A 24,403-nucleotide genomic window follows, 5' to 3' on the forward strand; every position below is an offset into this window, starting at 1 on the left:
GGACTCCAAGGTGATCGTCGCGATCAACAAGGACGAGGAAGCGCCGATCTTCCAGGTCGCGGATTACGGCCTCGTCGGCGACCTGTTCGAAATCCTGCCGGAGCTGGAAAGCAAGCTGTAACCGTACTACTCAGCGTGATGGAAGCCGGCCCATGGGCCGGCTCTCTAGTTTCTGGGCGGTCATTTGTCTTGGCTATAACAGCCCTGCGCATTCGCTATTAGCGTGAATGGCTACCCTTTGCCATGCTGGATGGATGAGTCAAGGGCTTCGGCCCCTATTTCGTTCGCTTCATGGAGGAGCTTACCTATGCCGCACACACTACCCGAACTTCCCTACGGTTATGATGCGCTGGAACCCCATATCGACGCCATGACCATGGAGATACACCACTCTCGTCACCACAAGACCTACGTGGACAAGCTCAATGCCGCCCTGGAAGGCAGCGGACTTGAAGATATGCCGGTGGACGAGCTGTTGGCCAATATCGACCGGGTGCCCGAAGAGAAGCGGCAGGAGGTCATCAACAATGGTGGTGGCCATTCCAATCACTCCAAGTTCTGGGAAATGATGTCGCCCAACGGTGGTGGTCAACCCCGGGGCAAGGTAGCCCAGGCAATCGACGGTGAACTGGGTGGCTTCGACAGCTTCAAGGAGGCCTTTACCAAGGCGGCACTGGGGCGCTTCGGTAGCGGCTGGGCCTGGCTCAGCGTGACCCCGGAGAAGAAGCTGGTGGTGGAGAACACCCTGAATCAGGACAGCCCGCTCATGCATGGCAACACGCCCGTGTTGGGCCTGGATGTGTGGGAGCACGCCTACTATCTGAAGTATCAGAACAAGCGGCCCGATTACGTCGCGGCCTTCTTCAACGTGGTCAACTGGGAAGATGTGGAACGCCACTACCAGGACGCCTTGTCGTGAGTCCATAGGCAGCCTCATTTACCGCTTGCTTCGCCGCGGCCTCGAGCCACGGCTTTTTTTGGTTCATCGCATTTTGGCTTGAACCTGCTCTGCACAGACTGCATTGCGGAAGGGGGCTCGACGACAGCGACGCAGGCGCTCCTTGTTGGAGCGCTCGGTTCGGCGCCCCGACTCTGCATCGCGACTGGCGCCGTCAGGCGCCTCGGCGGAGGCCACGGCGTTGGCGATGGTCGCCGGCACGGGCAACCCCGCCGGGAGGCCTGCGGCCTCCAGTCGTGAGCTGAAGCTACTCCTGCAGGGTGGTAGTTTTCTGATATGGCAGGAAAAAGCCGCTGAAGGAGCGCTCGGATCGGCGCTCCGACTCCGCATCGAGACTGGCGCCGTCAGGCGCCTTGGCGGGGGCTACGGCGTTGGCGATGGTCGCCGGCACGGGCAACCCTGTCGGGAGGCCTGCGCCCTCTTCACGCCAGTCTGCGTAGAACCTTTTTTTTGTCCTCTGCAACTATCTGGAAGCAAGTGATTGCTATTGGCTTCTGCCGCCTAATAGTCTGAATGGTAGGTGTTGCATGACAGACTATCTGCTGTTCGAATCTTGTCGGCTCCGACAAGGGCGCGAGATGGTACCCTATGCGGGCAGTCACTGCTGCGGTTGAGAATCAAACGCATTAAACAGTTGCTCTTTCCAAGAACGTTCCTGGAGAAACAGCGTGTGTGACGCTCCAAACCGTTTCAGACCTTGGTATCCCCTACTGTTCTGCGCGATGCTGCTGGCGCCGCCGGTTTCTGCCGACTCTGTATTGCAGCAGGAGGCGCGAAAGGCGCAGCGCAGTCAGGCCGAACTGCAAGCGCGCATTGATGCTGCTGATGACGAGACGCGCGCCATGCTCCAAGAGCTGCGCGAGCTGGAACGAGCCGAGCTTCGTCTGACACGTGAGAACACCGAGCTCGCCCCGCGGCTTGAGCGCCAGGCAGAGACGCTTGACAAGCGCGAGGTGGCCCTGGACACCCTGGAGGAGACCCGTGAGGCCCTGCCGGTATTGCAGGAACGCCTGATCGAGCGGCTGGCGCAATGGGTCGACAACGACATGCCATTTCTGCGCGAGGAGCGCCAGGCCCGAGTCGCCAGCCTGCGCTCCCATGCCGTCGAGCCCTCCACCGCCGGGCGCTGGGAGCGTCTCGTAGAGGCCTGGCGCACTGAGCTGGAGTACGGGCGCGAAGTCGATACCTGGCGCGGCTATGTCGGCGAAGGTGATTCGCGCCGCGAGGTGGACTACCTGCGCCTGGGGCGCGTCGGCTTCTACTATCTCACTCCGGACGGTCGCACTGGGCGTGTCTGGCAGGTTGACGCGGGCAATTGGGCACCCCTCGACGAATCCGAGCGACGCGAGGTGCGCAACGGCCTCCGCATTGCCCGTGATCGTCGTGCGCCCGAACTGCTCACGCTGCCTGTTTCACAGCCACTTGAAGGGGCCGGGGAGGGCAACACATGACAGCGCCACGTTATGCTATTGGCTCAGTGATTGCCGGTCTGCTGATCGCCGTTCTCTCGGCGGTTCCGGTCATGGCCCAGTCTCAGTCCCGGCCTGAACTGCTCAGTAGCCTGCGTGCCGAACGTGAAGCCACCGAGGCCCGTGATCATGCGCGTCTAGCTGAACTGCTTGAGGATCGCGATGCGCTGGAGGCCGCCCTTGAAGAGATCCGCGCCACCCATGCACAAACCGAAACACGCCACGCCGAACTGCAGGCCGAGGCGCAGGCGCTGAACGAGCGCCAGGCCGAACTCGAAGCTCGCCAGCAGGAGCAGGGTGACGAGCTTGAAGCCGTGCTGGCTTTGCTCACCCGCCACAGCAGCGAGCTGCGAGACAGCCTGGCTGATAGTTGGGTGACGGTGGGTGGCGCGGAGCTGCCCCCACGTCTGGATGATGAGAAAGTACTCGTACTCGAGCATCTCGAGACATTTTCCGACCGCCTGGTGGCACTGACCGTCGATACGGGAAGAGTGGTTCGCTTCCAGGTGCCGGTGGCGTCGGCCAGTGGCGAGCTTGTCCCGCGTGAGGTTGTGCGACTCGGCGATTTTGCCGCCTTCACCGAGAACAGCCTGCTGCGGCGCGGTGCCGGCGACCAGACCCTGTCGGCGGTCGAGCGTACGCCGCGCGAAGTAGCCCCTAGTCTGACGGCCTTCCATGCCGGTGAGTCGCGCTCGCTGGCGCTCGACCCCACCCGCGGCCAGGTTATTTCGGCACTGGCCCGGCGCCCGAACCTGACCGAGCGTTTCCACCAGGGCGGGGTGGTCGGCTATGTGGTGGTGGGTCTGGGGGCGATGGGCCTGTTGGTCGCCTTGATGCAGTACGGCTATCTGCTACGCGTCAGCCTGGCCATGCGTCGCCAACTGCGCGATCTGGCCACGCTGCGCAAGGACAACCCGCTGGGGCGTGTACTGCTACGATTCCGAGCGCTGCACGACGATCCCGTACCCGAAGCGCTGGAAGCACGACTCGACGAGGCGGTGCTGGCAGAGCTGCCGAAGCTGGAGCGTGGCCAGCCGCTGGTCAAGCTGCTGGCCGCGGTGGCACCGCTGCTGGGGTTGCTGGGGACCGTGACTGGCATGATCGTGACCTTTCAGGCGATCACCGTGTTTGGTACCGGTGATCCGAAGATGATGGCGGGAGGCATCAGCCAGGCGCTGGTGACCACGGTATTGGGGCTTATCACCGCCGTGCCGCTGCTGTTTGCGCATACGGCGCTTGCCGGTCGCAGCCGCCACCTGGCCGGGTTGGTCGAGGGCCGGGCCAGTGCCGCCTTGGCCGAGCAACTCGAACAGCGCCTGCGTGGGACCGATGGTGTCACCGGGAGCGCGCGTTGCGATGCCGCCCTGGCTTGAACCGCTGGAGCGGCTGGTCGAGGCTGGCGGGTCGGTGTTGGTCGTCATCGCCCTGGTGGCGATGCTGTTGTTCAGCCTGGCGCTGGAGCGGGTGTGGTATTTCCGAATCACCTACCGCCGGGCGAGACGAAGCCTGATCTCGCACTGGGCTGCGCGTCATGACCACCTGAGCTGGAGTGCGCTAACCCTGCGCGAGGTATGGACTCGTGAGCTGATTTGGCGGCTGCGCCGTCCGCTGCCGTGGCTCAAGCTGCTGGTGGCGGTGTGCCCGCTGCTTGGTCTGCTTGGGACCGTGACCGGTATGATCGCCGTCTTCGACAGCCTGGCGATGACCGATACCAGCCAGGCCCGGTCTATGGCCGACGGCGTGGCTCGTGCCACCCTGCCGACCTTGGCCGGCATGGCGGTAGCGGTGGTGGGGTTGCTCTTCACCAGCCGTCTCGAGCAGATTATTCGGCACGAGGACCAGCGACTACACGACCGCCTGGCCCGCGCCGTGGAGGATAACGATGCGTAGACGCCACCTTGGCGCCGACGACGGCGAAGCCAGCGAGGTCAACCTGACGCCGATGCTGGATGTCGTCTTCATCATGCTGATCTTCTTCATCGTCACTACCAGCTTCATCAAGGAGAGCGGCGTGGAGATCGAGCGACCCGAATCCAGCGCCGCCACCCCACGGCCCGGTGCTCAGGTGATGGTCGCCATCACGCCCGAAGGGGCGGTATGGGTCGATGGCCGCGCGGTGGACCTGCACCGCGTCGGCGGCGCGGTTGCCGGCCTGATAAGCGAGGATGGCTCGGTGGTTATCCAGGCTGATCGCGAGTCCACCACTGGCCTTCTGATCGAGGTGATGGACCGCATTCGCGAGGCCGGCGTGGAGCAGGTGGCAGTGGCCGCCAGCCGGAGCCGGCCGTGACGCGCATGCCAATCTCCTTGCTGGGCGGGGTAGTCCTGGCGCTGCTGCTCTTCTGGCTGCTGGCACTGCTGGTTGTGCCCCCGGAGGCGGATGTCGAGGTGCGCGAAATGGCGATGCCAATCAACCTTGTCGAGGTGCTGCCTGGGCCTGAAATGGAGAGCGCCGAGCCAGCATCGCAAGCCTCGGCACTGGTAACGCCGGAAGCGGTCGCGCCGTTGCTGGAATCGGTATCCAAGGAAGCAGACTTACGTCTACCAGAGCCAGAGCCCGAGCCCGAGCCCGAGCCAGAGCCAGAGCCCGAGCCCGAGCCCGAGCCCGGACCTGCTCCCAAGCCTGCTCCCGAGCCCGAACCTGCTCCCGAGCCGGACAGCGAACCACGCCTTCTCGAGCATGCTGCGAATGCGGAGCCTGCCGCAGCATCGCAATCCATAGAGGGGGCGACTGGCGACACAGGCTTGTTGGATGAAGTGGGGGAGGCAAACGACGCCGCGGCGGACCAGCCGGTAAACGTTGGCCAGGCGGTCCCGGTCACACGGGTGCCTCCAGACTATCCACGTCGCGCTCAGCGGCGGGGGATCGAAGGGTTCGTGGAGCTTGAATTTCTGATTCGTCCGGACGGCAGGGTGGATACCGAATCCATTCGCGTCGTAGATGCCCGCCCACACAACGCATTCGAGCGTGCCGCCGAGCAGGCAGTCGCCAGTTGGCGATTCGATGCCGATGGGCGATTGCGTAGTGCGCGGCAGCGGCTTGAATTTCAGCTCAGATAATCACGGGCTGGCTCACCTGACGCTCGAACCCCCGCGAGCGGTAGTCGAACCAGTTGAAGCGATCGTTTACTTCAGAGTACTGCAGCCGGTAGCGGTCGGTAAGTTCCCATGCGATGTTTAAGGATACCAGCCGCATCACTCCGGCGCCTCCCCGCGGCTTTCGGGATGGATGGCAATGGCTTGCCCCGTTTCCTGGCGGGCCTGCTTGCGTGCAGCCTGCAGCTTGCGCTGCTGGCGCTTCTTCTGGGTAAAGCGGCGCGACGAGGTCACCTGGTCGGGATTATCGTGGCGCCACTGTTTGAAATCCTTGCGCTTGCCGGTGCGGATTGTCACCTTGTCGGCCAGCGAGCGGGTCTTCTTGCGGCGTGTCATCGGGCCGGACTCCATTGGGTGTCGAGGGGTGGCAGACCGTTATTCTACCAGTCCATTGCACCAGGCGCGCCCTCATCGCGATAGGCTGGTACAATATGCGGCTGTACGACGTTCAGGAAACGCTGAACGAATCGACGAGCGAGTTGCAGCGCACGCTGTGATTCGCTCGCGCAGGCATTCGTGCAGTGTTTCCTTCATCCATTGCTACGGACAAGACATACAGCCTATGAGCGAGTCGGAACAGACCACAGCACCGGCCGAGAACCGCAAGCCCAAGCGTCGTCGTCGCAAGCCGCGCCGCCGCCAATCGAACTGGGATCTTCGCCAGTTCCAGGTGCCTGTCGAGGCGGGCAAGTGGCGCTTTCACGACTTCGATCTGCCGCTGCCGTTGATGCGCGCCATCCACGCCCTGGGGTTTGAATACTGCACCCCGATCCAGGCGGAGGCGTTGAACCAGACCCTGTTGGGTGGCGACGTGGTCGGCAAGGCGCAGACGGGTACCGGCAAGACCGCGGCCTTCCTGATCTCGATCATGGCCTACTTCCTCGAAGAAGAAGAGCCCAACGCCCAGAAGGCCGGTGCGCCTCGCGCCTTGATCGTGGCGCCGACCCGCGAGCTGGCGCTGCAGATCGAGAAGGACGCCAAGGCTCTGGCACGCTTCACGTCGCTCAACGTGGCAAGCGTGGTCGGCGGCATGGACTACCAGAAGCAGCGCGATGCCCTGGGGCGCAAAGTCGATATCCTGGTGGCAACGCCTGGTCGGCTGCTGGACTTCCACGAGAAACGCGACGTCGACCTGACCCAGGTCGAAGTGCTGGTGCTTGATGAAGCGGACCGTATGCTCTCAATGGGCTTCATTCCCGACGTCAAGCGCATCATCCGGCATACGCCGAAGAAGGAGGAGCGCCAGACCTTCCTGTTCTCGGCCACCTTCTCCCATGACATTCTCAATCTCGCCAGCCAGTGGACCCATGAGCCCGCGCACGTCGAGATCGAGGTGACTGTGGAGAATGCCGCCAACATCGATCAGCGGGTCTATATGGTCAGCGACGATGACAAACAGCGACTGCTGGTCAATCTGCTGCGCCAGGAGAGCTTCGATCGGGTGATGGTGTTCGGCAATCGTCGTGACCTGGTGCGCAAGCTCGATGAGTTGCTCAGAAAAGCGGGTATCAATGCGGCGATGCTCTCCGGTGACGTGCCCCAGAATCAGCGCATCAAGACGCTGGAGAGCTTCCGTGAAGGCGAGATCCAGGTGCTGGTAGCCACCGACGTGGCCGGCCGCGGCATCCATATCGAGGATGTCAGCCACGTGATCAACTACACCCTGCCGGAAGACCCGGAAGACTATGTGCACCGTATCGGCCGTACCGGTCGCGCTGGTGCCAACGGGGTGTCGATCAGTTTCGTCGGCGAAGAGGATGCCTTCTCGCTGCCCGAGATCGAGCGCTACATCAACGGCAAGCTGCCCTGCGAGCATCCGCCTGAGGGGCTGCTGTAACGCTTTGTTCCCCAGCGACTGCTGTCTGGGGAACGCCTGCGGTGGTGGTGGCTTTGGAGCCGCCGACAGGTTTACGAGGAGGCGCTGTGAACCCTTCCCTGGGCGCTACTTTTGCCATCCCTGGCAAAAGACCTCCTCTTCAACCTGTCCCCGGCTCCCGCGTGGTGGCCAAGTGCCGATGCGCTTTTGGAATTCCGCAACGCAGCGATTCGCTCGCGCAGGCATTGGGGCAGTGTTTCCAAGCCATTCCCCTCAAAGTTCTCTAGAGAGTGAGGCCATGCTGGACGAGGCCCTCAAGGGCGAGATACAGGCCGCCTACCGTCGCGTGCTGGAGGCCCAGGGGCTGACGCCACGCTACGGCCAGCGGCTGATGATTGCCGAGATCGCTCGTACGCTGAGCGGCATCGTGGCCGACGATTCGGGCAAGCGCATCTCCGATGAACATGTCTGCGTGCTCGAGGCCGGCACCGGCACCGGCAAGACACTGGCTTACCTGCTGGCGGCATTGCCGGTGGCCAAGGCCCGTGGCAAGCGGCTGGTCATCGCCACCGCCACCGTGGCCCTGCAGGAGCAGGTGCTGCATCAGGATCTTCCCGCCCTCAAGGCCCACAGCGGCCTCGATTTCCACTACGCCCTGGCCAAGGGTCGTGGTCGCTACCTGTGCGTGGCACGCCTTGAACAGGAGCTTGACGGCGTGACCGGCAATCCCACTCTGTCGCTGTTCGAGCAGAGTCTCGTTCAGGAGTCCGGCGACAATTTTCAGGCCCTGGTTCGCGACATGGCCGAGACCTACGGCAGTGGCAGTTGGGAAGGGGATCGCGAAAGCTGGCCCGAATCGATTGATGACGCCGACTGGCGTCGCCTGACCATTGACCACCGGCAGTGCACCAACCGGCGCTGTGGCCACTTCGCCGCCTGCGCCTTCTTCCGCGCGCGCCGTGATCTGGAGACGGCCGATGTCGTCGTGGCCAATCACGACCTGGTACTGGCCGATCTGTCCCTGGGTGGCGGTGTCGTGCTACCGCCGCCTGGCGACTGCATTTATGTCTTCGACGAGGGTCACCACCTGCCCGACAAGGCGCTTAACCATTTTGCCCATCGTGTGGGTGTGAGCGGTTCGTTGCGCTGGCTCGGCAGCCTGAAGAAGTCGCTCACCGAGCTGAACCAGGCACTGGCTATTCAGCCTACCGTGGCCAGGCTGCTGGGCACACTTCCGGAAGCCGTTGCGGCGCTGGAACCACGTCTTGGCGAGGCCTTCTCCCTGGGCCACCAGCTTGCCGGACGCCCCCAGGGGTTGGCTGACGGCGAAGAGAGTCATCAGTACCGCTTCGAAATGGGACGAGCGCCCGATGCGCTGCGTGAACACGCCGCCACGCTGGTGACCGCCTTCGCCGAGTTGACACGCACCTTGGAGACGCTCAGCGACATCCTTCGAGAGAGCCTCGACCCGGATAAGCACACAGGGCTTGCCAGGGAACAGGCCGAAGCCTGGCTACCGCTGATGGCTCTGTTGCACGGTCGTGCGTTGGAGGCGCACGGGCTGTGGCAGGCCTACGCCGAAGTCGATGCCGGCGGCGAGCCCCCGCGGGCCCGCTGGATGACCCTGGAGCACTTCGGTGGCGACCCCGAGCTTACCTTCTCGGCAAGCCCCGTTTCGGCGGCGCCCACCCTGGCCAGGACGCTGTGGGGAAGCTGCTACGGTGCCGTGGTAACCTCAGCCACCCTTACCGCGCTGGGTCGTTTCGAACGGTTGCAGGAGCGCGCAGGCCTGGCCAATCGCTATCGCTACCAGCGACTACCGAGCCCGTTCGACTATTCCCGGGCGGTGCTCAGCGTGCCGCGGGAAGCGGTCGATCCGGCCGACCGCGAGGGGCACGAGCGAGCTATCATCGATTTCGTCGGTGGCCTCGGCGCCGATGAAGCGGTGTTGATGCTGTTCTCGTCGCGGGCGCAGCTACGCGCCGTCGAGAAGGCATTGCCCTCGGCGCTGCGAGAGCGGGTGCTGGCGCAGGACAGGCTGCCCAAGCGTGAATTGATCGAGCGACACCGGGCCCGGATAGATGCCGGCAAGGGCAGTATCATCTTTGGCCTGGCGAGCTTTGCCGAAGGCATCGACCTGCCCGGCGACTATCTCACCCACGTGGTGATCACCCGGCTGCCGTTCGCCGTACCTGATGATCCGGTCGGCGCGACCCTGGCGGAGTGGATCGAAAGCCAGGGTGGCAACCCGTTCATGCGCATCAGCGTTCCCGATGCATCGATCAAATTGGTACAGGCCTGTGGACGACTGATTCGCAAGGAGGAAGACCAGGGGCGCATCACGCTGCTCGACCGCCGGGTGTTGACACGTCGCTACGGCCGGGCACTCCTCGATGCACTGCCGCCCTTCGTGCGTGAAATCGACGGTGTGATAGAGGGTGAATGAGGCACTCATGCATCAGGGCCCGCCGTATTAGGCGAGCCTGTTGTCATCGGCAGTCACGCCGTGGGGTCAGATGTCGCCACGGGAACCGAGTGCCGGCTTGAGTTTTGTGGCCATGCGGGTCATGGCTTCCTCGGTGGTCTCCCAGTCGATACAGGCGTCGGTCACCGAGACGCCGTACTGCATCTGGCTGAGATCGTCGAGAATCTTCTGGCTGCCCCAGCCGATATGGGATTCCACCATCAGGCCCATGATCGAACGGTTGCCCTCGAGGATCTGGTTGGTGACGTTCTCCATGACCAGGGGCTGCAGCGCAGCGTCCTTGTTGGAGTTGGCGTGTGAGCAATCGATCATGATGTTGGGCTTGATGCCAGCCTTGCGCAGCTCCTGCTCGGCCAGCGCGACGCTGACGCTGTCATAGTTGGGCTTGCCGTTGCCGCCGCGCAGCACCACGTGGGCATAGGCATTGCCGCGGGTGCGGATGATCGACACCTGGCCGCTTTGGTTGATGCCCAGGAAATTATGCGGGTGCGCCACCGATTGCAGTGCATTGACCGCCACGTCAAGGCTGCCGTCGGTGCCGTTCTTGAATCCGACCGGGCTTGATAGGCCAGAGGACATCTCCCGGTGAGTCTGGGATTCAGTGGTGCGTGCCCCGATCGCCGACCAGCTGATGCAGTCCTGCAGATACTGAGGTGAAATGGGATCGAGCGCCTCGGTGGCCAGTGGCAGACCGAGCTCGGAGAGTTCGACCAGCAGCCGGCGTGCGATATGCAGCCCTTCCTCGATCTCGAAAGAACCATTGAGGTGCGGGTCGTTGATCAAGCCCTTCCAGCCGACGGTGGTGCGGGGCTTCTCGAAGTAGACGCGCATTACCACATAGAGACTATCCTTCACTTCATCGGCCAGGCGGCGCAAGCGGCGTGCATAATCCAGGGCGGCATCGACGTCGTGGATCGAGCAGGGCCCGATCACCAGCAGCAGCCTGGGGTCGGTGCCATCGAGAATATTCTGGATGGTCCGGCGACCCTCGATGACCGTCTTTTCGGCGGCATCACCGAGCGGTATTTCGTTCTTGAGGGCTTCGGGGGTGATCAGAACGTCCTGAGATAGAACGTTGAGGTTGCTGACCTGCTGATCTGACATTTCGCTACCTGTATCGTGATGCGTTGAAGGCTGGGGGGATGATCTACTATACACCCGCGGAGAGAGAAAATATCAATTGTGACAGGAACCCTAGGCTACAGCACCTGTCTGAAGGCCGGCGCATGGCAGCCGGGTTGATGCGGGGCCAATAAACAGGAACACTTGCCGTTTCGATGGGGCAAGATTTCAGGGACACTCAGCTGCCAAAAGGCACCAGGTTTACACCATGTATGCAGAATCCATCACGATGCTTCGTTTTACCGCCAGTCAGCAGGCTCTCTCCCGGTCGGGAGGGGTGTGAATGGGCAGCCGAGAAACCGACCAGCAACTCGTTGAACGCGCCCAGCAGGGCGATACTCGTGCGTTCGATCTGCTGGTAAGGAAATACCAGCACAAGATCATCGGGCTGATCGGGCGCTATGTACAGGATCACAGCGAAGTGCAGGATGTGGCACAGGAAGCCTTCATCAAGGCGTACCGGGCGCTGGGTAAGTTTCGCGCAGAGAGCGCCTTCTATACCTGGATGTATCGTATTGCCATCAATACCGCCAAGAATCACCTTGTGTCAAAGGGGCGGCGCCCACCGGGCAGTGACCTCGATATCGTCGACGCCGAGATCCTCGATCATAGTGGGCGGCTCGCCGATATCGAGTCGCCGGAGGCCTCCCTGGCGCGTGATCAGCTCGAGGCCGCGGTATTCGAAGCCATCGAGAACCTTCCCGATGACCTGCGCACGGCGATTACCCTGCGTGAGCTTGACGGGCTCTCCTATGAGGATATTGCCAATATCATGCAGTGCCCGGTCGGGACGGTGCGTTCGCGTATCTTTCGTGCCCGCGAGGCAGTCGACCAGCATATCCAGCCGCTCGTCACGACGGCACGGACCCGGGAATCGATGATCGAGTGAAAGGCTGAGTGAGGAAAATCGAAGGATTTCGCTCTGGCGCTGAACTGTCTGGCGCCAGAAGCGTCAGATTCATTGATTGTTACGTTACAACGCTTGCATGGGTACGTGGGCGGGTCGGTATTTCCGGTATTGTTTGACAGCAAAGTGCGACGGGAGATGCCGGATTTCATTGGACGCAAGGCAGGGTGCCTTGCCAGTGTGGGGGTATGAGAATGAGTCAGAACGCACGGGAGTCGCTTTCTGCCCTGATGGACAACGAAGGTGATGATCTCGAGCTGCGTCGGGTGCTCAAGTCCCTGGAGGATGACCCCGATGCGGCGGATGCTTGGCGGCGCTATCACTTGATGCGTAGCCTGATGCGACGGGATCATGACATCGATGTCAGCAAGGATCTTTCCGCCGGCATCATGGCGCGCCTTGCGGACGAACCGGTACCGGCTCTGGAATTGGCACCCGCGGCACTGCGGCGCTCTCCCTCCCTGGCTCGTGGTGCCGGCATTGCGGCTGCCGTTTCGCTGATGGTGATCACCGGGGTACAGTTCTACAACGGTAGTGACTTTGCCAGCACCGACAGCTCTCCGGTCGCCGGGACGACAGAGACCCGCTCCGTTTCGGAGCAACCCCAGCGAAGCTTTGCCACCCCGGCAGGCGGACAGGGTGCGCCCCTGTTTTCACCGGCGGCTCCCGGTGGGCAGTTTGGTATCATGCCCGTGGGGGCCAGCTTCGATAATCCTCTGTTCCTGTCACCTCAGGCGCGACAGGCGCCGAGTTCCGATCAGGAGCAGGCGAGACTATTGCAGACCTATCTCGATCGTCACTCAGAAGGTGCCGCATACCGAAGTGGCGATGTCTGGATGCCGCTATTGCGCGCTTCCGGTAGCGAGACACTGGGGCAGCGCTGATGAGGCCCTGGCGGACCCTGCGTCGCCTGGCAGTACTCTGCGGCATCGGCGGCCTTGCCGTGACGCTGCCGCTGGCCGCCGACACGCCGCGCGTCGCCGAGACGCCGAACGAAGAATTCGACTGTAGCCAGTTAGCCGACTGGAAGTCACCGGAGTCGGCGACCGACTGGTACGAGCGAAGCCTTTGGGCCAATCACTGCTATATCTTCCAGGCTCGAGCGGTGCGTATCGGCATCGATGGCGTCAGGACCCTGGCGCTTTCCCACGATATTCAGGATGGCATCGAGCGCGAAGTGGCACGCTTTCTTGATGGCCCTGAGGTCGTTTTCGAGCGCCTTGGGCGCATTGGTCGACTGAGCTGGTCCAGCAGTGAAGACGATGCACCCGCCTCGCCGGCCGGGGCGGCCAGGCACCTCGACCAGTTCTATCGGCTTGGCCTGGGACGCGGTGAGCGTATCGCCAACCGTTCTGCAATTCGCCTGGACATCGAGCCTCTCGATGGACTTCGCTACGGGCAACGCCTCTGGCTCGATTCCAGCACGGCGCTGCCGTTGAAGCGAGAACTGCTTGACGATCGCGGCCGAGTGGTCGAAACCTTCCAGATTACCGAACTCCAGGCGCCGCGGTTGCATGACGGTAGTGTCTTTTTCGATGATCTCCGATCACCGCCTCAGCACCCCTGGCGTCCCGAATGGCTGCCGGAGGGTTTCACCGCCCAGCCCGTGGATACCCGAAGCGAGCGACATGGCGAGGCCGTGGGGCATCGTATCTATAGCGATGGCCTTTCTACGCTCTCCTTGTTCGTCGAGTCGATCGAAGAAGGGCGGGAGCGACTGATACCCGGCCTGCATCGATTGGGTATCTCGTTGGCCATTGTGCGCCATCTGACTGTGGAGGAGGGACCAATGCAGGTGGTGGTGATGGGGGAGCTGCCGCCCCGAGTATTGGCCCAGGTCGCGGACAGCCTGGCCTGGAAGGAAGCCTCCGGTGACGAGTGACCGGCTAACAGCCGAATAATGGCGTGACCGCAGACATGTGAAACATACGCAATGACGCAGGAGTTTTTCATGAGACCAACAATCCGTTTCTTCCCGCTGTGGACGCTACTGCTGGCCATGTTGCTCCCCTGGCAAGTGGCTCTTGCCCGGGATCTTCCTGACTTCGCCAACCTGGTCGAGCAAGCCGCCCCCGGAGTGGTCAATATCTCCACGACGCGAACGGTAGAGCGTGGCCAGGCGTTCGAGGGTTTTGGTGGGCAGGATATTCCCGACATCTTTCGCCACTTCTTCGGCGACCGCTTCCCGGGCGCTCCTGGCCTTGCACCAGGCCCCGGTCCTGGTCAGGGGCAGGAGCGCCAGTCGCTGGGCTCCGGCTTCATTATCAGTGATGACGGCTACATTCTGACCAGTGCCCACGTGGTCGAGGGTGCCGATGAGATATTGGTCCGGCTGGCAGATCGCCGTGAAATGGCGGCCACGCTGGTCGGCGCGGATACCGAGACCGACGTTGCCGTGCTCAAGGTAGATGCCGAGGGACTCCCGACCCTGCCGACCGGCGACTCCGATCAGCTCCGCGTCGGCGAATGGGTGGCTGCCATCGGCTCGCCGTTCGGCTTCGATCACTCGGTGACCGCCGGCATCATCAGTGCGATCAACCGCACCTTGCCGCGGGATGCCTACGTACCCTTCATTCAGACCGACGTGGCCATCAACCCGGGCAACTCGGGCGGGCCGCTGTTCAACCTCGATGGTGAAGTGGTGGGCATCAATGCCCAGATTTTCACCCGTAGCGGTGGCTTCATGGGCCTCTCCTTCGCTGTCCCTATCAACGTGGCCATGAATGTGGCCAGCCAGCTGCGTGATGATGGTCGCGTACGTCGTGGCTGGCTCGGGGTAATGATCCAGCCAGTCTCGCGGGATCTGGCTGAATCATTTGGCATGGAGAGTTCCAGTGGTGCCCTGATCGCCGATCTCGACCCGGTTGGGCCGGCGGCCGAGGGTGGCGTGCGGGTCGGTGACATCATCCTCGAGGTCGACGGTGAGGAGGTCGAGCGCTCGCGCAACTTGCCGCGCCTGATCGGACGTGTCTCGCCGGGCAACCAGGCGCAGCTGACCCTCATGCGTGACGGCCAGCGAGAGCAAGTCACCGTGACCATTGGTGATTGGCCGGACAGTGATGAACAGCGGGTAGGTGCCAGTGACGAACAGAGCGCTCAGGCTCGCCTGGGTATTGCGGTAAGCGAGCTCGATGATACCGAACGCGAGCGCCTGGGAGTCGAGGCCGGCGTGATGGTGCGTGAAGTCGAGCCACAGGGTGCTGCTGCCCAGGCAGGTATTCGTCGGGGAGACGTCATCGTCAGTATCGACCATCACAGCGTGGAGAGCGGCACGCAGCTGCTGGAGCTGGTAGAGGAACTGCCGATGGATCGTGCCGTCCCGGTACGGCTCTATCGCGAAGGGCGCTCGCTGTTCGTCGCTTTGAGACTGGGTCAGGATTGATCCTCGGCGGAGCTTCTGAGCCCCTCTGTATCCTCGTGGCGCCTCTCATCTTCTGGTGAGAGGCGTCTTCACTCCGGGCAGAGGCCCACGGCTGCGCTGTCCAACCCCCCGCCATGCCGGTACAATACCCGCCATTGAATTCATTTGACGTGAACGGGTCGCGGACGAATCGGCCGCCTCCGCGCACGTGACGAACACCGGGCTGGGCTAGATGAGCAACGACGCAAGCAACGAAAAGCTGAAGTATATTCGGAATTTCTCGATCATCGCCCACATCGACCATGGCAAGTCGACCCTGGCAGATCGCCTCATCCAGAGCTGCGGTGGGCTCAGCGAGCGCGAACTCAAGGAGCAGGTGCTTGACTCGATGGACCTCGAGCGAGAGCGTGGTATCACCATCAAGGCACAGTCGGTGACGCTGGACTATCAGTCCGATGACGGCAACACCTATCAGCTGAACTTCATTGACACCCCGGGTCACGTGGATTTTTCCTATGAGGTCTCGCGCTCTCTCTACGCCTGCGAGGGTGCGCTGCTGGTGGTCGATGCGGCCCAGGGCGTAGAGGCTCAATCGGTGGCGAACTGCTATACCGCCATCGAACAGGGTCTCGAGGTACTGCCGGTCCTCAACAAGATGGACCTGCCCCAGGCGGACCCCGACAAGGTGGCCCATGAGATCGAGGAGATCATCGGCCTCGATGCCACCGATGCCTGCCAGGTCTCGGCCAAGAGCGGCCTGGGTATCGACGGGCTGCTTGAGCGCCTGGTGCGGGACATTCCCCCGCCCAAGGGTGACCGGGAGGCACCGCTTCAGGCGCTGATCATTGATTCCTGGTTCGACAATTACCTGGGCGTCGTCTCATTGGTTCGGGTCTTCGACGGCACCCTCAAGAAGGGCCAGAAGATTCGCATCAAGTCCACCGGTCGTGACTGGCAGGCCAACGAGGTGGGAATCTTCACCCCGTTGCGCAAGGAGACCGGCATCCTGCGCGCTGGCGAGGTAGGCTTCGTGGTGGCCGGGATCAAGGAGATCCAGGGCGCGCCGGTGGGAGACACCATCACCCATGCCAAGACTCCTGATGTGGAACGCCTGCCGGGCTTCCAGAAGGTCAAGCCGCAGGTCTACGCCGGCATGTTCCCGGTCGGGGCCGACGACTACGAGGACTTCCGTGACGCGCTGGAGAAGCTGGCGCTCAACGATGCCTCGCTGGAGTACGAGCCCGAGAACTCCGATGCCCTGGGCTTCGGTTTCCGCGTCGGTTTCCTCGGCACCCTGCACATGGAGATCGTCCAGGAGCGCCTCGAGCGTGAATATAACCTGGATTTGCTCACCACGGCGCCCACCGTGGTCTATGAGCTGGCGATGAAGAGTGGTGACCTCAAGTACGTTTCCAACCCCTCCAAGCTGCCGGACATGGCCGATGTCGAGGAGATGCGCGAGCCTATCGTGCGAGCCAGCATCCTGGTGCCACAGGAATTCGTCGGCAACGTGATCATGGAGTGCGAGAATCGCCGCGGTACCCAGCGTGACATGCAGTTCCTGGGAAGTCAGATCCAACTGGTCTATGAACTGCCCATGAGTGAGGTGGTAATGGATTTCTTCGATCGATTGAAATCCATCTCCAAGGGTTATGCCTCGCTGGACTACAGCTTCGAACGCTTTCAGGCAGCCAAGCTGGTGCGCCTGGACGTGCTGATAAATGGCGACAAGGTCGATGCGCTGGCTGTCATCATCCACCGCGACCATGCCCATGGTCGCGGGCGGCTGCTGGTGGAAAAGATGAAGGAGCTGATCCCTCGTCAGATGTTCGACGTGGCGATCCAGGCCGCCATCGGTGGCCAGGTAGTGGCGCGCTCTACCGTCAAGGCGCTGCGCAAGAACGTCACCGCCAAGTGCTACGGTGGCGATGTCTCGCGCAAGAAGAAGCTGCTGGAGAAGCAGAAGGCGGGAAAGAAGCGCATGAAACAGGTCGGTCGGGTGGAAATTCCCCAGGATGCTTTCCTGGCCGTACTCAAGGTGAATGACTAGGGACCGACGATAACTATGGATTTCTCACTTCTGCTGGTGATTGCTGTTGCGGTCACCGGCCTGGTATGGCTGCTCGACCTGTTCCTGTTGCGTCCTGCGCGCCGCCGGCACCTGGCCAACGCTGAAGCCGCTACGACCGAAGGGCTTGACGAGGCGACGCGTACCAAGGTGCTCAAGGAGCCCTGGCCGGTCGATTATGCGCGCTCCTTCTTCCCGGTATTGCTGGTGGTGCTGCTGCTGCGTAGCTTCCTGGTCGAACCCTTCCAGATTCCTTCCGGTTCGATGCGGCCCACCCTGGAAGTCGGCGACTTCATCCTGGTGAACAAGTACGCCTATGGTCTGCGCCTGCCGGTGACCCACACCCGCTTCGTCGAAATGGACGATCCACAGCGCGGCGACGTCATGGTTTTTCGCTTTCCCAACGAGCCCTCGGTAAACTTCATCAAGCGTGTGGTGGGCCTGCCGGGCGACACCCTGCGCTACGAGAACAAGCAGCTTTACATCAACGGCCAGGCGGTGCCAAAGCGTCTGCTTGAAGAGGGGCCGGCCGAAGCACCGCAAGAGTGGCTGCTAGAGGAAGCATTGGGCGAAATCAATCACCGAATCTACAATAATCCTCGAGATCCGGGGCCGAGAGTGCGTGAATTGGTAGTGCCGGAGGGCCACTATTTCACCATGGGTGACAATCGTGACCATTCCAATGATAGTCGCTACTGGGGCTTCGTTCCCGAAGAGAAAATCGTCGGGCGTGCCTTTGCAGTGTGGATGCAGTGGGATGGCGGACTGCCCAGTTTTTCCAATGTTCGGCGTATTCATTGACGTTCCGACGTCTCTCGACGGTGACCTGTTTCATGCCCAGGCAACCGTTCTTTCGTAGATATTCTTTCGTAGATATTCTTTCGTAGATAGCAGGAGCTTCGTGAGCCACTCCCTTAACACCTTCAGCCGACGCATCGGCCACACCTTCGGGGATGACGCCCTGCTGGAACTGGCCATGACCCATCGTAGCTTTGGAGGTCAGAACAACGAACGACTCGAATTTCTCGGTGACTCGATCGTCAACTTCGTGATTGCCGAAGCGCTTTTCGAGCGCTTTCCCCAGGCGCGGGAAGGCCAGCTGTCTCGGCTTCGTGCTCGGTTGGTACGCGGCCAGACGCTGGCAGAACTGGCCCGGGAGATGTCCTTCGGCGAATGCCTGCGGCTCGGCTCCGGTGAAATGAAGAGCGGTGGTCATCGACGTGATTCCATTCTCGCCGATGCCGTCGAAGCGGTACTCGGCGCCATCTATCTCGACGCCGGTATGGATGTGGCGCGGACGCGGGTGTTGGCTTGGTATGCCGAACGCCTGGAAGCCATTGACCTGCAGGATACACAGAAAGACCCCAAGACCCGTCTCCAGGAGTTTCTTCAGTCGCGCCAGGTTCCCCTGCCGCGCTATGAGGTGGTGTCGGTGGAAGGCGAGGCGCATGACCAGACCTTTACTGTGGAGTGCCACATCGAACTGCTGGAGGAACACACCCTGGGAATTGGGACCAGCCGTCGTCATGCCGAGCAGCAGGCGGCAGAGATGGCCCTGTCGCAGCTCGAGACCCGAGGAGGGCGTAGCAAATGAGCCAGACATGCGGCTTTGTCGCCATCGTGGGGCGCCCCAACGTGGGCAAATCCACTCTGATGAATCGGATCCTCGGTCAGAAGATCTCGATCACATCGCGCCGCCCACAGACCACGCGTCATCAGGTCATGGGCATCAAGACCGAGGGCGAGGCGCAATTCATCTACGTCGATACTCCCGGCATCCACATCATGGCGAAGGATCGCAACAAGGCGATCAACCGCTTCATGAACCAGGCCGCTACCCAGGCCCTGCGTGACGTCGACTGCGTGGTTTTCATTATCGACCGCACTCGATGGAGCGACGAAGACCAGGTGGTCCTCCAGCGCCTAGAGCATGTTCAGGCGCCGGTCATCCTGGCCGTCAACAAGGTCGACCGGCTGGAGGACAAGAGCACGCTGCTGCCATGGCTCGGCGAGGTGGGGGCACGGCGTGAATTCGCGGCCATCATCCCCATATCCGCCAAGCACGGAACCAACGTGACGGAACTCGAGGTCGAGGTGGCCAAGCACCTGTCGGAGGGCGTTCACCACTTTCCCGATGACCAGGTCACCAACAAGAGCCAGCGCTTCCTTGCGGCGGAACTGGTGCGGGAAAAGATCATGCGCCAGTTGGGCGACGAGCTGCCCTATCAGGTGACGGTGGAGATCGAGGAGTTTCGCGACGAAGGACGTGTGGTGCATATCAGCGCCCTGATCCTGGTGGAACGTTCGGGTCAGAAGAAGATCCTGATCGGCGAGAACGGTGAGCGCATCAAGAGCATCGGTCGCGAGGCACGCCTGGACATGGAGCGTGCCCTCGATGCCAAGGTGATGCTCAATCTCTGGGTCAAAGTGAAGCGAGGCTGGTCTGACGATGAGCGGGCCTTGAAGAGCCTCGGCTACAACCTCGACTGATGGCGACCCACGGCCTTCGCTCGACGAGGCTCGGGCGTCTTGCCGGGTGACTGTCATGCAGCCGCAGCCGGCTTTCCTCCTGCACAAGCGCCCCTATCGTGAAACCAGCGCCCTGGTTGAGTTGCTGACCCTCGAACACGGCCGCGTGCGGGCGGTGGCCCAGGGCGTGCAGCGCCCGGGCTCACGCTCACGTGGGCGCCTGCAGCCCTTCGCTCCGCTACATTTAACTTGGGTAGGGGAGAGTGAGCTCAAGCGGTTGCGCCTGATGGAAAGCCGTGGCTCGGCGGCATTGCTCGTGGGGGAAGGGTTGCTTTGTGGGCTCTATGCCAACGAACTGTTGACTCGTACCCTGCCAGTAGAGCTTTCGGTACCCGAGGTATTCGCCTTCTATGGTGCGCTGCTCGAGGCCTTGCCGCGTCCCGAGGGTCGAGCTGGTTCACTGCGCCGGTTGGAAGTTGCGCTGCTTGAGGCACTCGATGCGGCACCGTGTTTCACAGAACCCAATGGGAGCGAACTCGACCCCCACCGTCACTATTGCTTCGATAATACATCGCGCGCCTTCGTGCCTGGCGAGCCCGGTATCGATGGCCGCACACTTCGACTGCTTGCCAGCGGCGACTGGACTGAGCCCGGCCTTGCCGGCCCCGCCAAGGCCATCACCCGGGCCGCGTTGGCGCCCCTGCTTGGGACTCGGCCACTGCGTTCCCGCGAGTTGATGCACAAGCTTGCCCAGCGGCGTCGTGCCGGCCCACACTGACCCCCGTCTTACCTGCTTTGGAGAAGGCCATGCATCCCCCGCGCATCCTGCTCGGCGTCAATATCGACCATATAGCAACCTTGCGTCAGGCTCGCGGTACCCGCTATCCCGATCCGGTTCAAGCGGCACTGCTGGCCGAGGAAGCCGGCGCCGACGGTATCACCGTGCATCTGCGAGAAGATCGGCGGCATATCCAGCCGCGCGATGTACGCCTGCTTGCCGAGGTGCTCAATACGCGCATGAATCTCGAGATGGCGGTCACCGAGGAGATGCTCGCCCTGGCCGAGGAAATCCGCCCCGCCCATGTGTGCCTGGTGCCGGAGAAGCGTGAAGAGCTTACCACCGAGGGCGGGCTTGACGTGGTCGGTGGCTTCTCGGCCATCGCCGAGGCCTGCCGCCGACTGGCTGCCGTCGGCTGCGAGGCCTCGCTGTTCATCGATCCTGAGCCCCGCCAGATCGAGGCCGCGATGAAGGCGGGAGCACCGGTCATCGAACTGCACACGGGGGCCTATGCCGAGCTGGCCAATGACGCGGCTCGCAGTGAGCATGTCCGGCTGGCCGCGGCGGTGGAAATGGCACTGGAGCTTGGGTTGGTGGTCAATGCCGGTCATGGGCTGAACTATCACAATGTTGAGGCCGTCGCCGCGATACCCGGCTTGCATGAGCTCAATATCGGTCATGCCATTATTGCGCGAGCCCTCTTCGTGGGCCTCAAGCAAGCAGTGGCCGACATGAAGCGATTGATCATCGCCGGTCAGGAGGCGGGATTTGTCGCTTCGTTGGAAGAGCACGATCACCACCACGATGATCTGAACGACAGCGAAGCCGGATGATCGTCGGAATCGGAACGGACATTGCGCGGGTGGCGCGCTTCGAGGCGGCCCTGACGCGACACGGGTCACGCTTCGCCGAGCGCTTGCTGGGCGTGGCCGAACGCGAACGACTGGCTGAACGGCCAGGGAAGGCTGCTTACCTGGCCAAGCGCTTTGCTGCCAAGGAGGCCTTCGTCAAGGCGCTGGGCATGGGCCTTCGCCGGGGCATGCGCTGGACAGAGATCCAGGTGGTCAATGATGGATTGGGCAGGCCTTCGCTAGTGCTTTCGGGGAAGGCCCTTGAGTGGGCCAGCGCGGCGGGCGTGACAACCATTCACTTGTCCCTGAGCGACGAGGCCGAACTGGCGTTGGCGATGGTCGTGCTGGAGGGCTGATTCTGTTGCTGGGCATGCCATGCCCGCAGCCGCTCCATCGCCCGGAAGAGGTCATCGATCAACGGTTCGACACCGGTCATACCCTCGGAGCGCAACCGGGTCTCCAGGGTCTCTGCCACCAGAGCCAGCTCCGGCGCCCCGCAGTAGCGACAGGCACCGTTCAGGGCATGCACGGTGTCCAGCAGCGCCTCCGGGTCTTCGGTCGACAGGGCCGCTTGTAGTTCCCTGGCACTGGAGGGGAGTGATGTGGCTAGCTCCTCGAGTAGCTCGAGGGCAAGGGATTGGCTGCCATTGGCCAGGCGGGTGCCGAGCAACAGATCGATGACGGCCAGCTCCGCGCTTTGCTCCTGTCGCTCCGTTGCATCCGACTCCATCTGCCTGACCGGCGGCGTGACGCGCAGATGTCGCTGGAGAATCGCCTCCAGCGCATTGCTATCCACCGGCTTGATCAGCACTTCCTGAAGACCGCTTGCCAGCAGTTGCTGGCGGTCACCCTCCAGCGCGTGGGCCGTCACGGCGATTACCGGGCAATGCGACCATGATCCGCCCAGTTTGCGCAGCGCCCGGGTCGTCTCGACGCCGTCCATTCCCGGCATGCGGATATCCATCAGCACCAGGTCGAATGGTTCGTTCTCGGCGATAGCCAGTGCTGCTTCCCCGCTTCCCGCCTCTTCGATCCACAGGCCTGGCCGCTGCAGGATGTCCTTCAGCAGCCGGCGGTTGCTGGCGTTGTCATCCACCACCAGTAGCCGACTCAGGCTTGGCGCCACCACTACTTTGCTGCGCAGCGAGCTACAGCGTCGCAGCCCCTCGGCCAGAGCCTGGCGAGAAATGGGCTTGCACAGGAGTTCGCCGCCGGATGAAAAGGTGAGTTTCGGCAGCTCGAGTGGTGTGGCGTTGACCAGCAGCAGAACCGGGCAGGGGCAAGCGTTCAGCCAAGTCTGCCACTCCTCGAGGACCGTGTCTGAAAGCAGGGTAGGAAGTCCGGCCACCATCAGGGCGGGTGGTGGCGACTGCACTGTGGGGTGGGGTATCTCCACTACCTGAGCGCCCCAGCCGCAGAGAAGGTGGCTGAGCGCATGGCGGGTGGGCGCATGTGGCTCGTAGAGGGCGATGCGCTGTCCGTCAAGAATTCGCTCCGGCAACGTATCCATGCCACCAATGACCTCCAGCGGCAGGCTGACGGCGAAAGTCGAACCCTTGGTCGGCGCGCTTTCGACGCTGATGCGGCCTCCCATCTGTTCGACAAGCTGCCGGCTGATGGCCAGGCCGAGACCTGATCCGCCATATTGGCGTGAATGCCCGGCCGTTGCCTGGTGAAAGGCCTGGAAAAGGTCGTGCTGCTCCTTGGGCGTCAAACCGATGCCGGTGTCGCTGATGCTGATGCGCAGCAGGACCTGATCCGTGTGGGAGTGATCCTCGACCATGACCCGTACGATGACTTCACCCTCTTCGGTAAACTTCAGGGCATTGTGGACCAGGTTGATCAACACCTGACGGATGCGCAGCGGATCGCCGCGAAGCGGTGAGGGAACGTCATCGTAGACCAGGCCCAGTAGGTGAAGGCCCTTCTGATGGGCCAGCGGTGCCTGAAGCCCCAGCACCTCATCCACCAGCGACACCATGTCCACATCAGCACGGTCGAGTTTCAGACGCCCGGCCTCAATGCGCGAGAAATCCAGCACGTCGTTGACCAGGGCCAGCAGGTTGTCGCAAGCCACCTGGACCTGGTCGAGCCATTCGCGCTGTCGGGGGTCGAGGCGTGAGCGCCCCAGCAAACGGCAGAAGCCCACGATGCCGTTGAGTGGAGTGCGAATCTCGTGACTCATGCTGGCCAGAAACTCCGACTTGACCCGGTTTGCCTCAAGGGCGCGACGGTGAGCCAGGTCGAGCTCGATGTTCTTGATCTCGATGGTTTCCATCGACTCCTGCAAATCGGCGGTCGTCTGTTCGATCTGGCGCTGTATATTGTCCCGAGAGTGCTCGAGTTCGTCGCCCAGTGCATTGACCTGCTGGGCGAGTCGATTCAGTTCGGGGGGGCCATCCTCGGCAAGCCGAGTGTGCAGGTCGCCGCCGCGTAGACGGCGCAGCGCCTCGCTAGCGCCGTTCAAGTTACTATCCAGGCGTCGTCCCAGAGAGGACGCCATCACGAACAGTAGCAGTTCGAGAATCAGTAGTACCAGGCCGGCGATAGCCAGGCGGCGGTAATGATCCAGGGTCAGCGCTCGTGAATCGATGTCGATCTCGAGCCAGGCGAGGCCCTGGATGATGCCATTGTTCTCGGTCAGGTCGAGGGGGACCATCAGTCGCCAAAGATCGCCCTGGGTATCGAGCTGCGTCTCCTGGGGCGGTGCCATGGCAACCTTGGCACGGCTGCGTCCCAACTCCAGCATCGTCATACCGGTTTCGGTATAGACACCGACCCCCCGGGCTTCGTCGATATCGAGCAGGCGACGGGCCAGGCTATCCAACTGTGATTGGTCGCGGGCTACCAGCGCCTGGGCGAACATCGGTGCCTGGAGCTCTGCCGCGGTAACCAGGCGGTCGCGCAGTGCCGACTTGCGCCATTCGGATTCCTGATGCAGGTCGAGCGTCGCCGCGAACAACAATACCAGTAGCGGCAGTCCCAGCAGCCAGAGCGTCAAGCGGTTTCCGAGCGACATCGGT

Annotated in this window: 23 protein-coding genes and 1 pseudogene; 20 read left to right on the top strand and 4 right to left on the bottom strand. The window is 62.4% G+C overall.

Annotated elements, in window-relative coordinates:
• From DU490_RS08560 to DU490_RS08590, 7 genes and pseudogenes are all read left to right on the top strand, one after another.
• A pseudogene (locus DU490_RS08560) lies at positions 1–121 on the top strand (electron transfer flavoprotein subunit alpha/FixB family protein); the annotation flags it as partial.
• Between the two features lie 186 nt (positions 122–307).
• On the top strand, positions 308–919 hold the full coding sequence (locus tag DU490_RS08565) for a superoxide dismutase (RefSeq protein ID WP_114573900.1): 612 nt from the start codon (positions 308–310) through the stop codon (positions 917–919).
• A gap of 707 nt (positions 920–1,626) precedes the next feature.
• Positions 1,627–2,409, top strand: coding sequence for a DUF3450 domain-containing protein (locus DU490_RS08570; RefSeq protein ID WP_258801519.1), 783 nt, complete (start codon positions 1,627–1,629; stop codon positions 2,407–2,409).
• Positions 2,406–3,800: a MotA/TolQ/ExbB proton channel family protein gene (locus tag DU490_RS08575; protein ID WP_114573902.1), complete on the top strand. Its 1,395-nt coding sequence runs from the start codon at positions 2,406–2,408 to the stop codon at positions 3,798–3,800. Before DU490_RS08570 ends, DU490_RS08575 begins: the two co-directional genes overlap by 4 nt.
• Complete coding sequence (locus DU490_RS08580; RefSeq protein WP_114573903.1) at positions 3,784–4,317, top strand: MotA/TolQ/ExbB proton channel family protein; 534 nt, start codon at positions 3,784–3,786, stop codon at positions 4,315–4,317. Before DU490_RS08575 ends, DU490_RS08580 begins: the two co-directional genes overlap by 17 nt.
• Positions 4,310–4,717, top strand: a complete 408-nt coding sequence (locus tag DU490_RS08585) for a biopolymer transporter ExbD (RefSeq protein ID WP_114573904.1) — start codon at positions 4,310–4,312, stop codon at positions 4,715–4,717. The genes DU490_RS08580 and DU490_RS08585 overlap by 8 nt, the downstream gene beginning before the upstream one ends.
• 5 nt (positions 4,718–4,722) lie before the next feature.
• Positions 4,723–5,487 carry an energy transducer TonB gene (locus DU490_RS08590; RefSeq protein WP_258801545.1) on the top strand — a complete coding sequence of 255 codons (765 nt, stop codon included), beginning with the start codon at positions 4,723–4,725 and terminating at the stop codon, positions 5,485–5,487.
• Here the strand turns inward: DU490_RS08590 and DU490_RS17430 are convergent.
• A complete protein-coding gene (locus tag DU490_RS17430) occupies positions 5,480–5,626 on the bottom strand; it encodes a hypothetical protein (RefSeq protein ID WP_258801521.1) in 147 nt (48 codons plus the stop codon). The genes DU490_RS08590 and DU490_RS17430 overlap by 8 nt on opposite strands.
• Positions 5,623–5,859, bottom strand: a complete 237-nt coding sequence (locus DU490_RS08600; protein WP_114573906.1) for a hypothetical protein — start codon at positions 5,857–5,859, stop codon at positions 5,623–5,625. Before DU490_RS08600 ends, DU490_RS17430 begins: the two co-directional genes overlap by 4 nt.
• A 226-nt stretch (positions 5,860–6,085) precedes the next feature.
• On the opposite strand from DU490_RS08600, the gene rhlB reads away from it, so the two are divergent.
• Both rhlB and dinG read left to right on the top strand, forming a co-directional pair.
• A complete protein-coding gene (gene rhlB, locus DU490_RS08605; protein WP_114573907.1) occupies positions 6,086–7,360 on the top strand; it encodes an ATP-dependent RNA helicase RhlB in 1,275 nt (424 codons plus the stop codon).
• A 277-nt stretch (positions 7,361–7,637) separates the two neighbouring features.
• Positions 7,638–9,785 carry an ATP-dependent DNA helicase DinG gene (gene dinG / locus DU490_RS08610; protein ID WP_114573908.1) on the top strand — a complete coding sequence of 716 codons (2,148 nt, stop codon included), beginning with the start codon at positions 7,638–7,640 and terminating at the stop codon, positions 9,783–9,785.
• Between the two features lie 66 nt (positions 9,786–9,851).
• Here the strand turns inward: dinG and DU490_RS08615 are convergent, their stop codons facing one another.
• The gene (locus tag DU490_RS08615; RefSeq protein WP_114573909.1) at positions 9,852–10,928 is read right to left on the bottom strand and encodes a 3-deoxy-7-phosphoheptulonate synthase; all 1,077 of its coding nucleotides are present in this window, start codon (positions 10,926–10,928) and stop codon (positions 9,852–9,854) included.
• A 301-nt stretch (positions 10,929–11,229) separates the two neighbouring features.
• Between DU490_RS08615 and rpoE the strand changes: the two genes are divergently transcribed.
• The 11 genes from rpoE to DU490_RS08670 all read left to right on the top strand — a co-directional run bounded on the left by rpoE (position 11,230) and on the right by DU490_RS08670 (position 21,736).
• Positions 11,230–11,835, top strand: a complete 606-nt coding sequence (gene rpoE, locus DU490_RS08620) for an RNA polymerase sigma factor RpoE (protein ID WP_114573910.1) — start codon at positions 11,230–11,232, stop codon at positions 11,833–11,835.
• A 212-nt stretch (positions 11,836–12,047) separates the two neighbouring features.
• A complete protein-coding gene (locus DU490_RS08625; RefSeq protein WP_114573911.1) occupies positions 12,048–12,737 on the top strand; it encodes a sigma-E factor negative regulatory protein in 690 nt (229 codons plus the stop codon).
• Entirely contained in the window at positions 12,737–13,735 is a 999-nt protein-coding gene (locus DU490_RS08630) for a MucB/RseB C-terminal domain-containing protein (RefSeq protein WP_114573912.1), read from the top strand. The genes DU490_RS08625 and DU490_RS08630 overlap by 1 nt, the downstream gene beginning before the upstream one ends.
• Before the next feature lie 69 nt (positions 13,736–13,804).
• Positions 13,805–15,235: a DegQ family serine endoprotease gene (locus tag DU490_RS08635; protein WP_114573913.1), complete on the top strand. Its 1,431-nt coding sequence runs from the start codon at positions 13,805–13,807 to the stop codon at positions 15,233–15,235.
• 211 nt (positions 15,236–15,446) lie between these two features.
• Entirely contained in the window at positions 15,447–17,264 is a 1,818-nt protein-coding gene (gene lepA, locus DU490_RS08640) for a translation elongation factor 4 (protein WP_114573914.1), read from the top strand.
• Between the two features lie 15 nt (positions 17,265–17,279).
• On the top strand, positions 17,280–18,083 hold the full coding sequence (gene lepB / locus DU490_RS08645; protein ID WP_114573915.1) for a signal peptidase I: 804 nt from the start codon (positions 17,280–17,282) through the stop codon (positions 18,081–18,083).
• Between the two features lie 100 nt (positions 18,084–18,183).
• On the top strand, positions 18,184–18,876 hold the full coding sequence (gene rnc, locus DU490_RS08650; RefSeq protein ID WP_114573916.1) for a ribonuclease III: 693 nt from the start codon (positions 18,184–18,186) through the stop codon (positions 18,874–18,876).
• Positions 18,873–19,772 (top strand): GTPase Era, encoded by a 900-nt coding sequence (gene era, locus DU490_RS08655; RefSeq protein WP_114573917.1) that lies wholly within the window; start codon positions 18,873–18,875, stop codon positions 19,770–19,772. The genes rnc and era overlap by 4 nt, the downstream gene beginning before the upstream one ends.
• A 55-nt stretch (positions 19,773–19,827) precedes the next feature.
• The gene (gene recO, locus DU490_RS08660; protein ID WP_114573918.1) at positions 19,828–20,529 is read left to right on the top strand and encodes a DNA repair protein RecO; all 702 of its coding nucleotides are present in this window, start codon (positions 19,828–19,830) and stop codon (positions 20,527–20,529) included.
• Positions 20,530–20,558: 29 nt separating this feature from the next.
• Positions 20,559–21,362, top strand: a complete 804-nt coding sequence (gene pdxJ / locus DU490_RS08665; protein WP_114573919.1) for a pyridoxine 5'-phosphate synthase — start codon at positions 20,559–20,561, stop codon at positions 21,360–21,362.
• Positions 21,359–21,736, top strand: coding sequence for a holo-ACP synthase (locus tag DU490_RS08670; protein WP_114573920.1), 378 nt, complete (start codon positions 21,359–21,361; stop codon positions 21,734–21,736). The genes pdxJ and DU490_RS08670 overlap by 4 nt, the downstream gene beginning before the upstream one ends.
• On the opposite strand, the gene DU490_RS08675 is transcribed toward DU490_RS08670, so the two are convergent.
• Positions 21,676–24,399: an ATP-binding protein gene (locus DU490_RS08675; protein WP_114573921.1), complete on the bottom strand. Its 2,724-nt coding sequence runs from the start codon at positions 24,397–24,399 to the stop codon at positions 21,676–21,678. The two genes, DU490_RS08670 and DU490_RS08675, sit on opposite strands and share 61 nt — an antisense overlap.
• Between the last annotated feature and the right edge of the window lie 4 nt (positions 24,400–24,403).

The organism is Halomonas sp. DQ26W (genome assembly GCF_003339685.1).
In the GTDB taxonomy this organism is placed as follows: Bacteria; Pseudomonadota; Gammaproteobacteria; order Pseudomonadales; family Halomonadaceae; genus Halomonas.

Bases quoted from the DNA above. Each gene is read 5' to 3' on its own strand.
- DU490_RS08565 (WP_114573900.1), top strand. From the start codon at position 308: ATGCCGCACACACTACCCGAACTTCCCTACGGTTATGATGCGCTGGAA.
- DU490_RS08575 (WP_114573902.1), top strand. From the start codon at position 2,406: ATGACAGCGCCACGTTATGCTATTGGCTCAGTGATTGCCGGTCTGCTG.
- DU490_RS08580 (WP_114573903.1), top strand. From the start codon at position 3,784: ATGCCGCCCTGGCTTGAACCGCTGGAGCGGCTGGTCGAGGCTGGCGGG.
- DU490_RS08585 (WP_114573904.1), top strand. From the start codon at position 4,310: ATGCGTAGACGCCACCTTGGCGCCGACGACGGCGAAGCCAGCGAGGTC.
- DU490_RS08590 (WP_258801545.1), top strand. From the start codon at position 4,723: ATGCCAATCTCCTTGCTGGGCGGGGTAGTCCTGGCGCTGCTGCTCTTC.
- DU490_RS08600 (WP_114573906.1), bottom strand. From the start codon at position 5,859: ATGACACGCCGCAAGAAGACCCGCTCGCTGGCCGACAAGGTGACAATC.
- rhlB (WP_114573907.1), top strand. From the start codon at position 6,086: ATGAGCGAGTCGGAACAGACCACAGCACCGGCCGAGAACCGCAAGCCC.
- dinG (WP_114573908.1), top strand. From the start codon at position 7,638: ATGCTGGACGAGGCCCTCAAGGGCGAGATACAGGCCGCCTACCGTCGC.
- DU490_RS08615 (WP_114573909.1), bottom strand. From the start codon at position 10,928: ATGTCAGATCAGCAGGTCAGCAACCTCAACGTTCTATCTCAGGACGTT.
- rpoE (WP_114573910.1), top strand. From the start codon at position 11,230: ATGGGCAGCCGAGAAACCGACCAGCAACTCGTTGAACGCGCCCAGCAG.
- DU490_RS08625 (WP_114573911.1), top strand. From the start codon at position 12,048: ATGAGTCAGAACGCACGGGAGTCGCTTTCTGCCCTGATGGACAACGAA.
- DU490_RS08630 (WP_114573912.1), top strand. From the start codon at position 12,737: ATGAGGCCCTGGCGGACCCTGCGTCGCCTGGCAGTACTCTGCGGCATC.
- DU490_RS08635 (WP_114573913.1), top strand. From the start codon at position 13,805: ATGAGACCAACAATCCGTTTCTTCCCGCTGTGGACGCTACTGCTGGCC.
- lepA (WP_114573914.1), top strand. From the start codon at position 15,447: ATGAGCAACGACGCAAGCAACGAAAAGCTGAAGTATATTCGGAATTTC.
- lepB (WP_114573915.1), top strand. From the start codon at position 17,280: ATGGATTTCTCACTTCTGCTGGTGATTGCTGTTGCGGTCACCGGCCTG.
- era (WP_114573917.1), top strand. From the start codon at position 18,873: ATGAGCCAGACATGCGGCTTTGTCGCCATCGTGGGGCGCCCCAACGTG.
- recO (WP_114573918.1), top strand. From the start codon at position 19,828: ATGCAGCCGCAGCCGGCTTTCCTCCTGCACAAGCGCCCCTATCGTGAA.
- pdxJ (WP_114573919.1), top strand. From the start codon at position 20,559: ATGCATCCCCCGCGCATCCTGCTCGGCGTCAATATCGACCATATAGCA.
- DU490_RS08670 (WP_114573920.1), top strand. From the start codon at position 21,359: ATGATCGTCGGAATCGGAACGGACATTGCGCGGGTGGCGCGCTTCGAG.
- DU490_RS08675 (WP_114573921.1), bottom strand. From the start codon at position 24,399: ATGTCGCTCGGAAACCGCTTGACGCTCTGGCTGCTGGGACTGCCGCTA.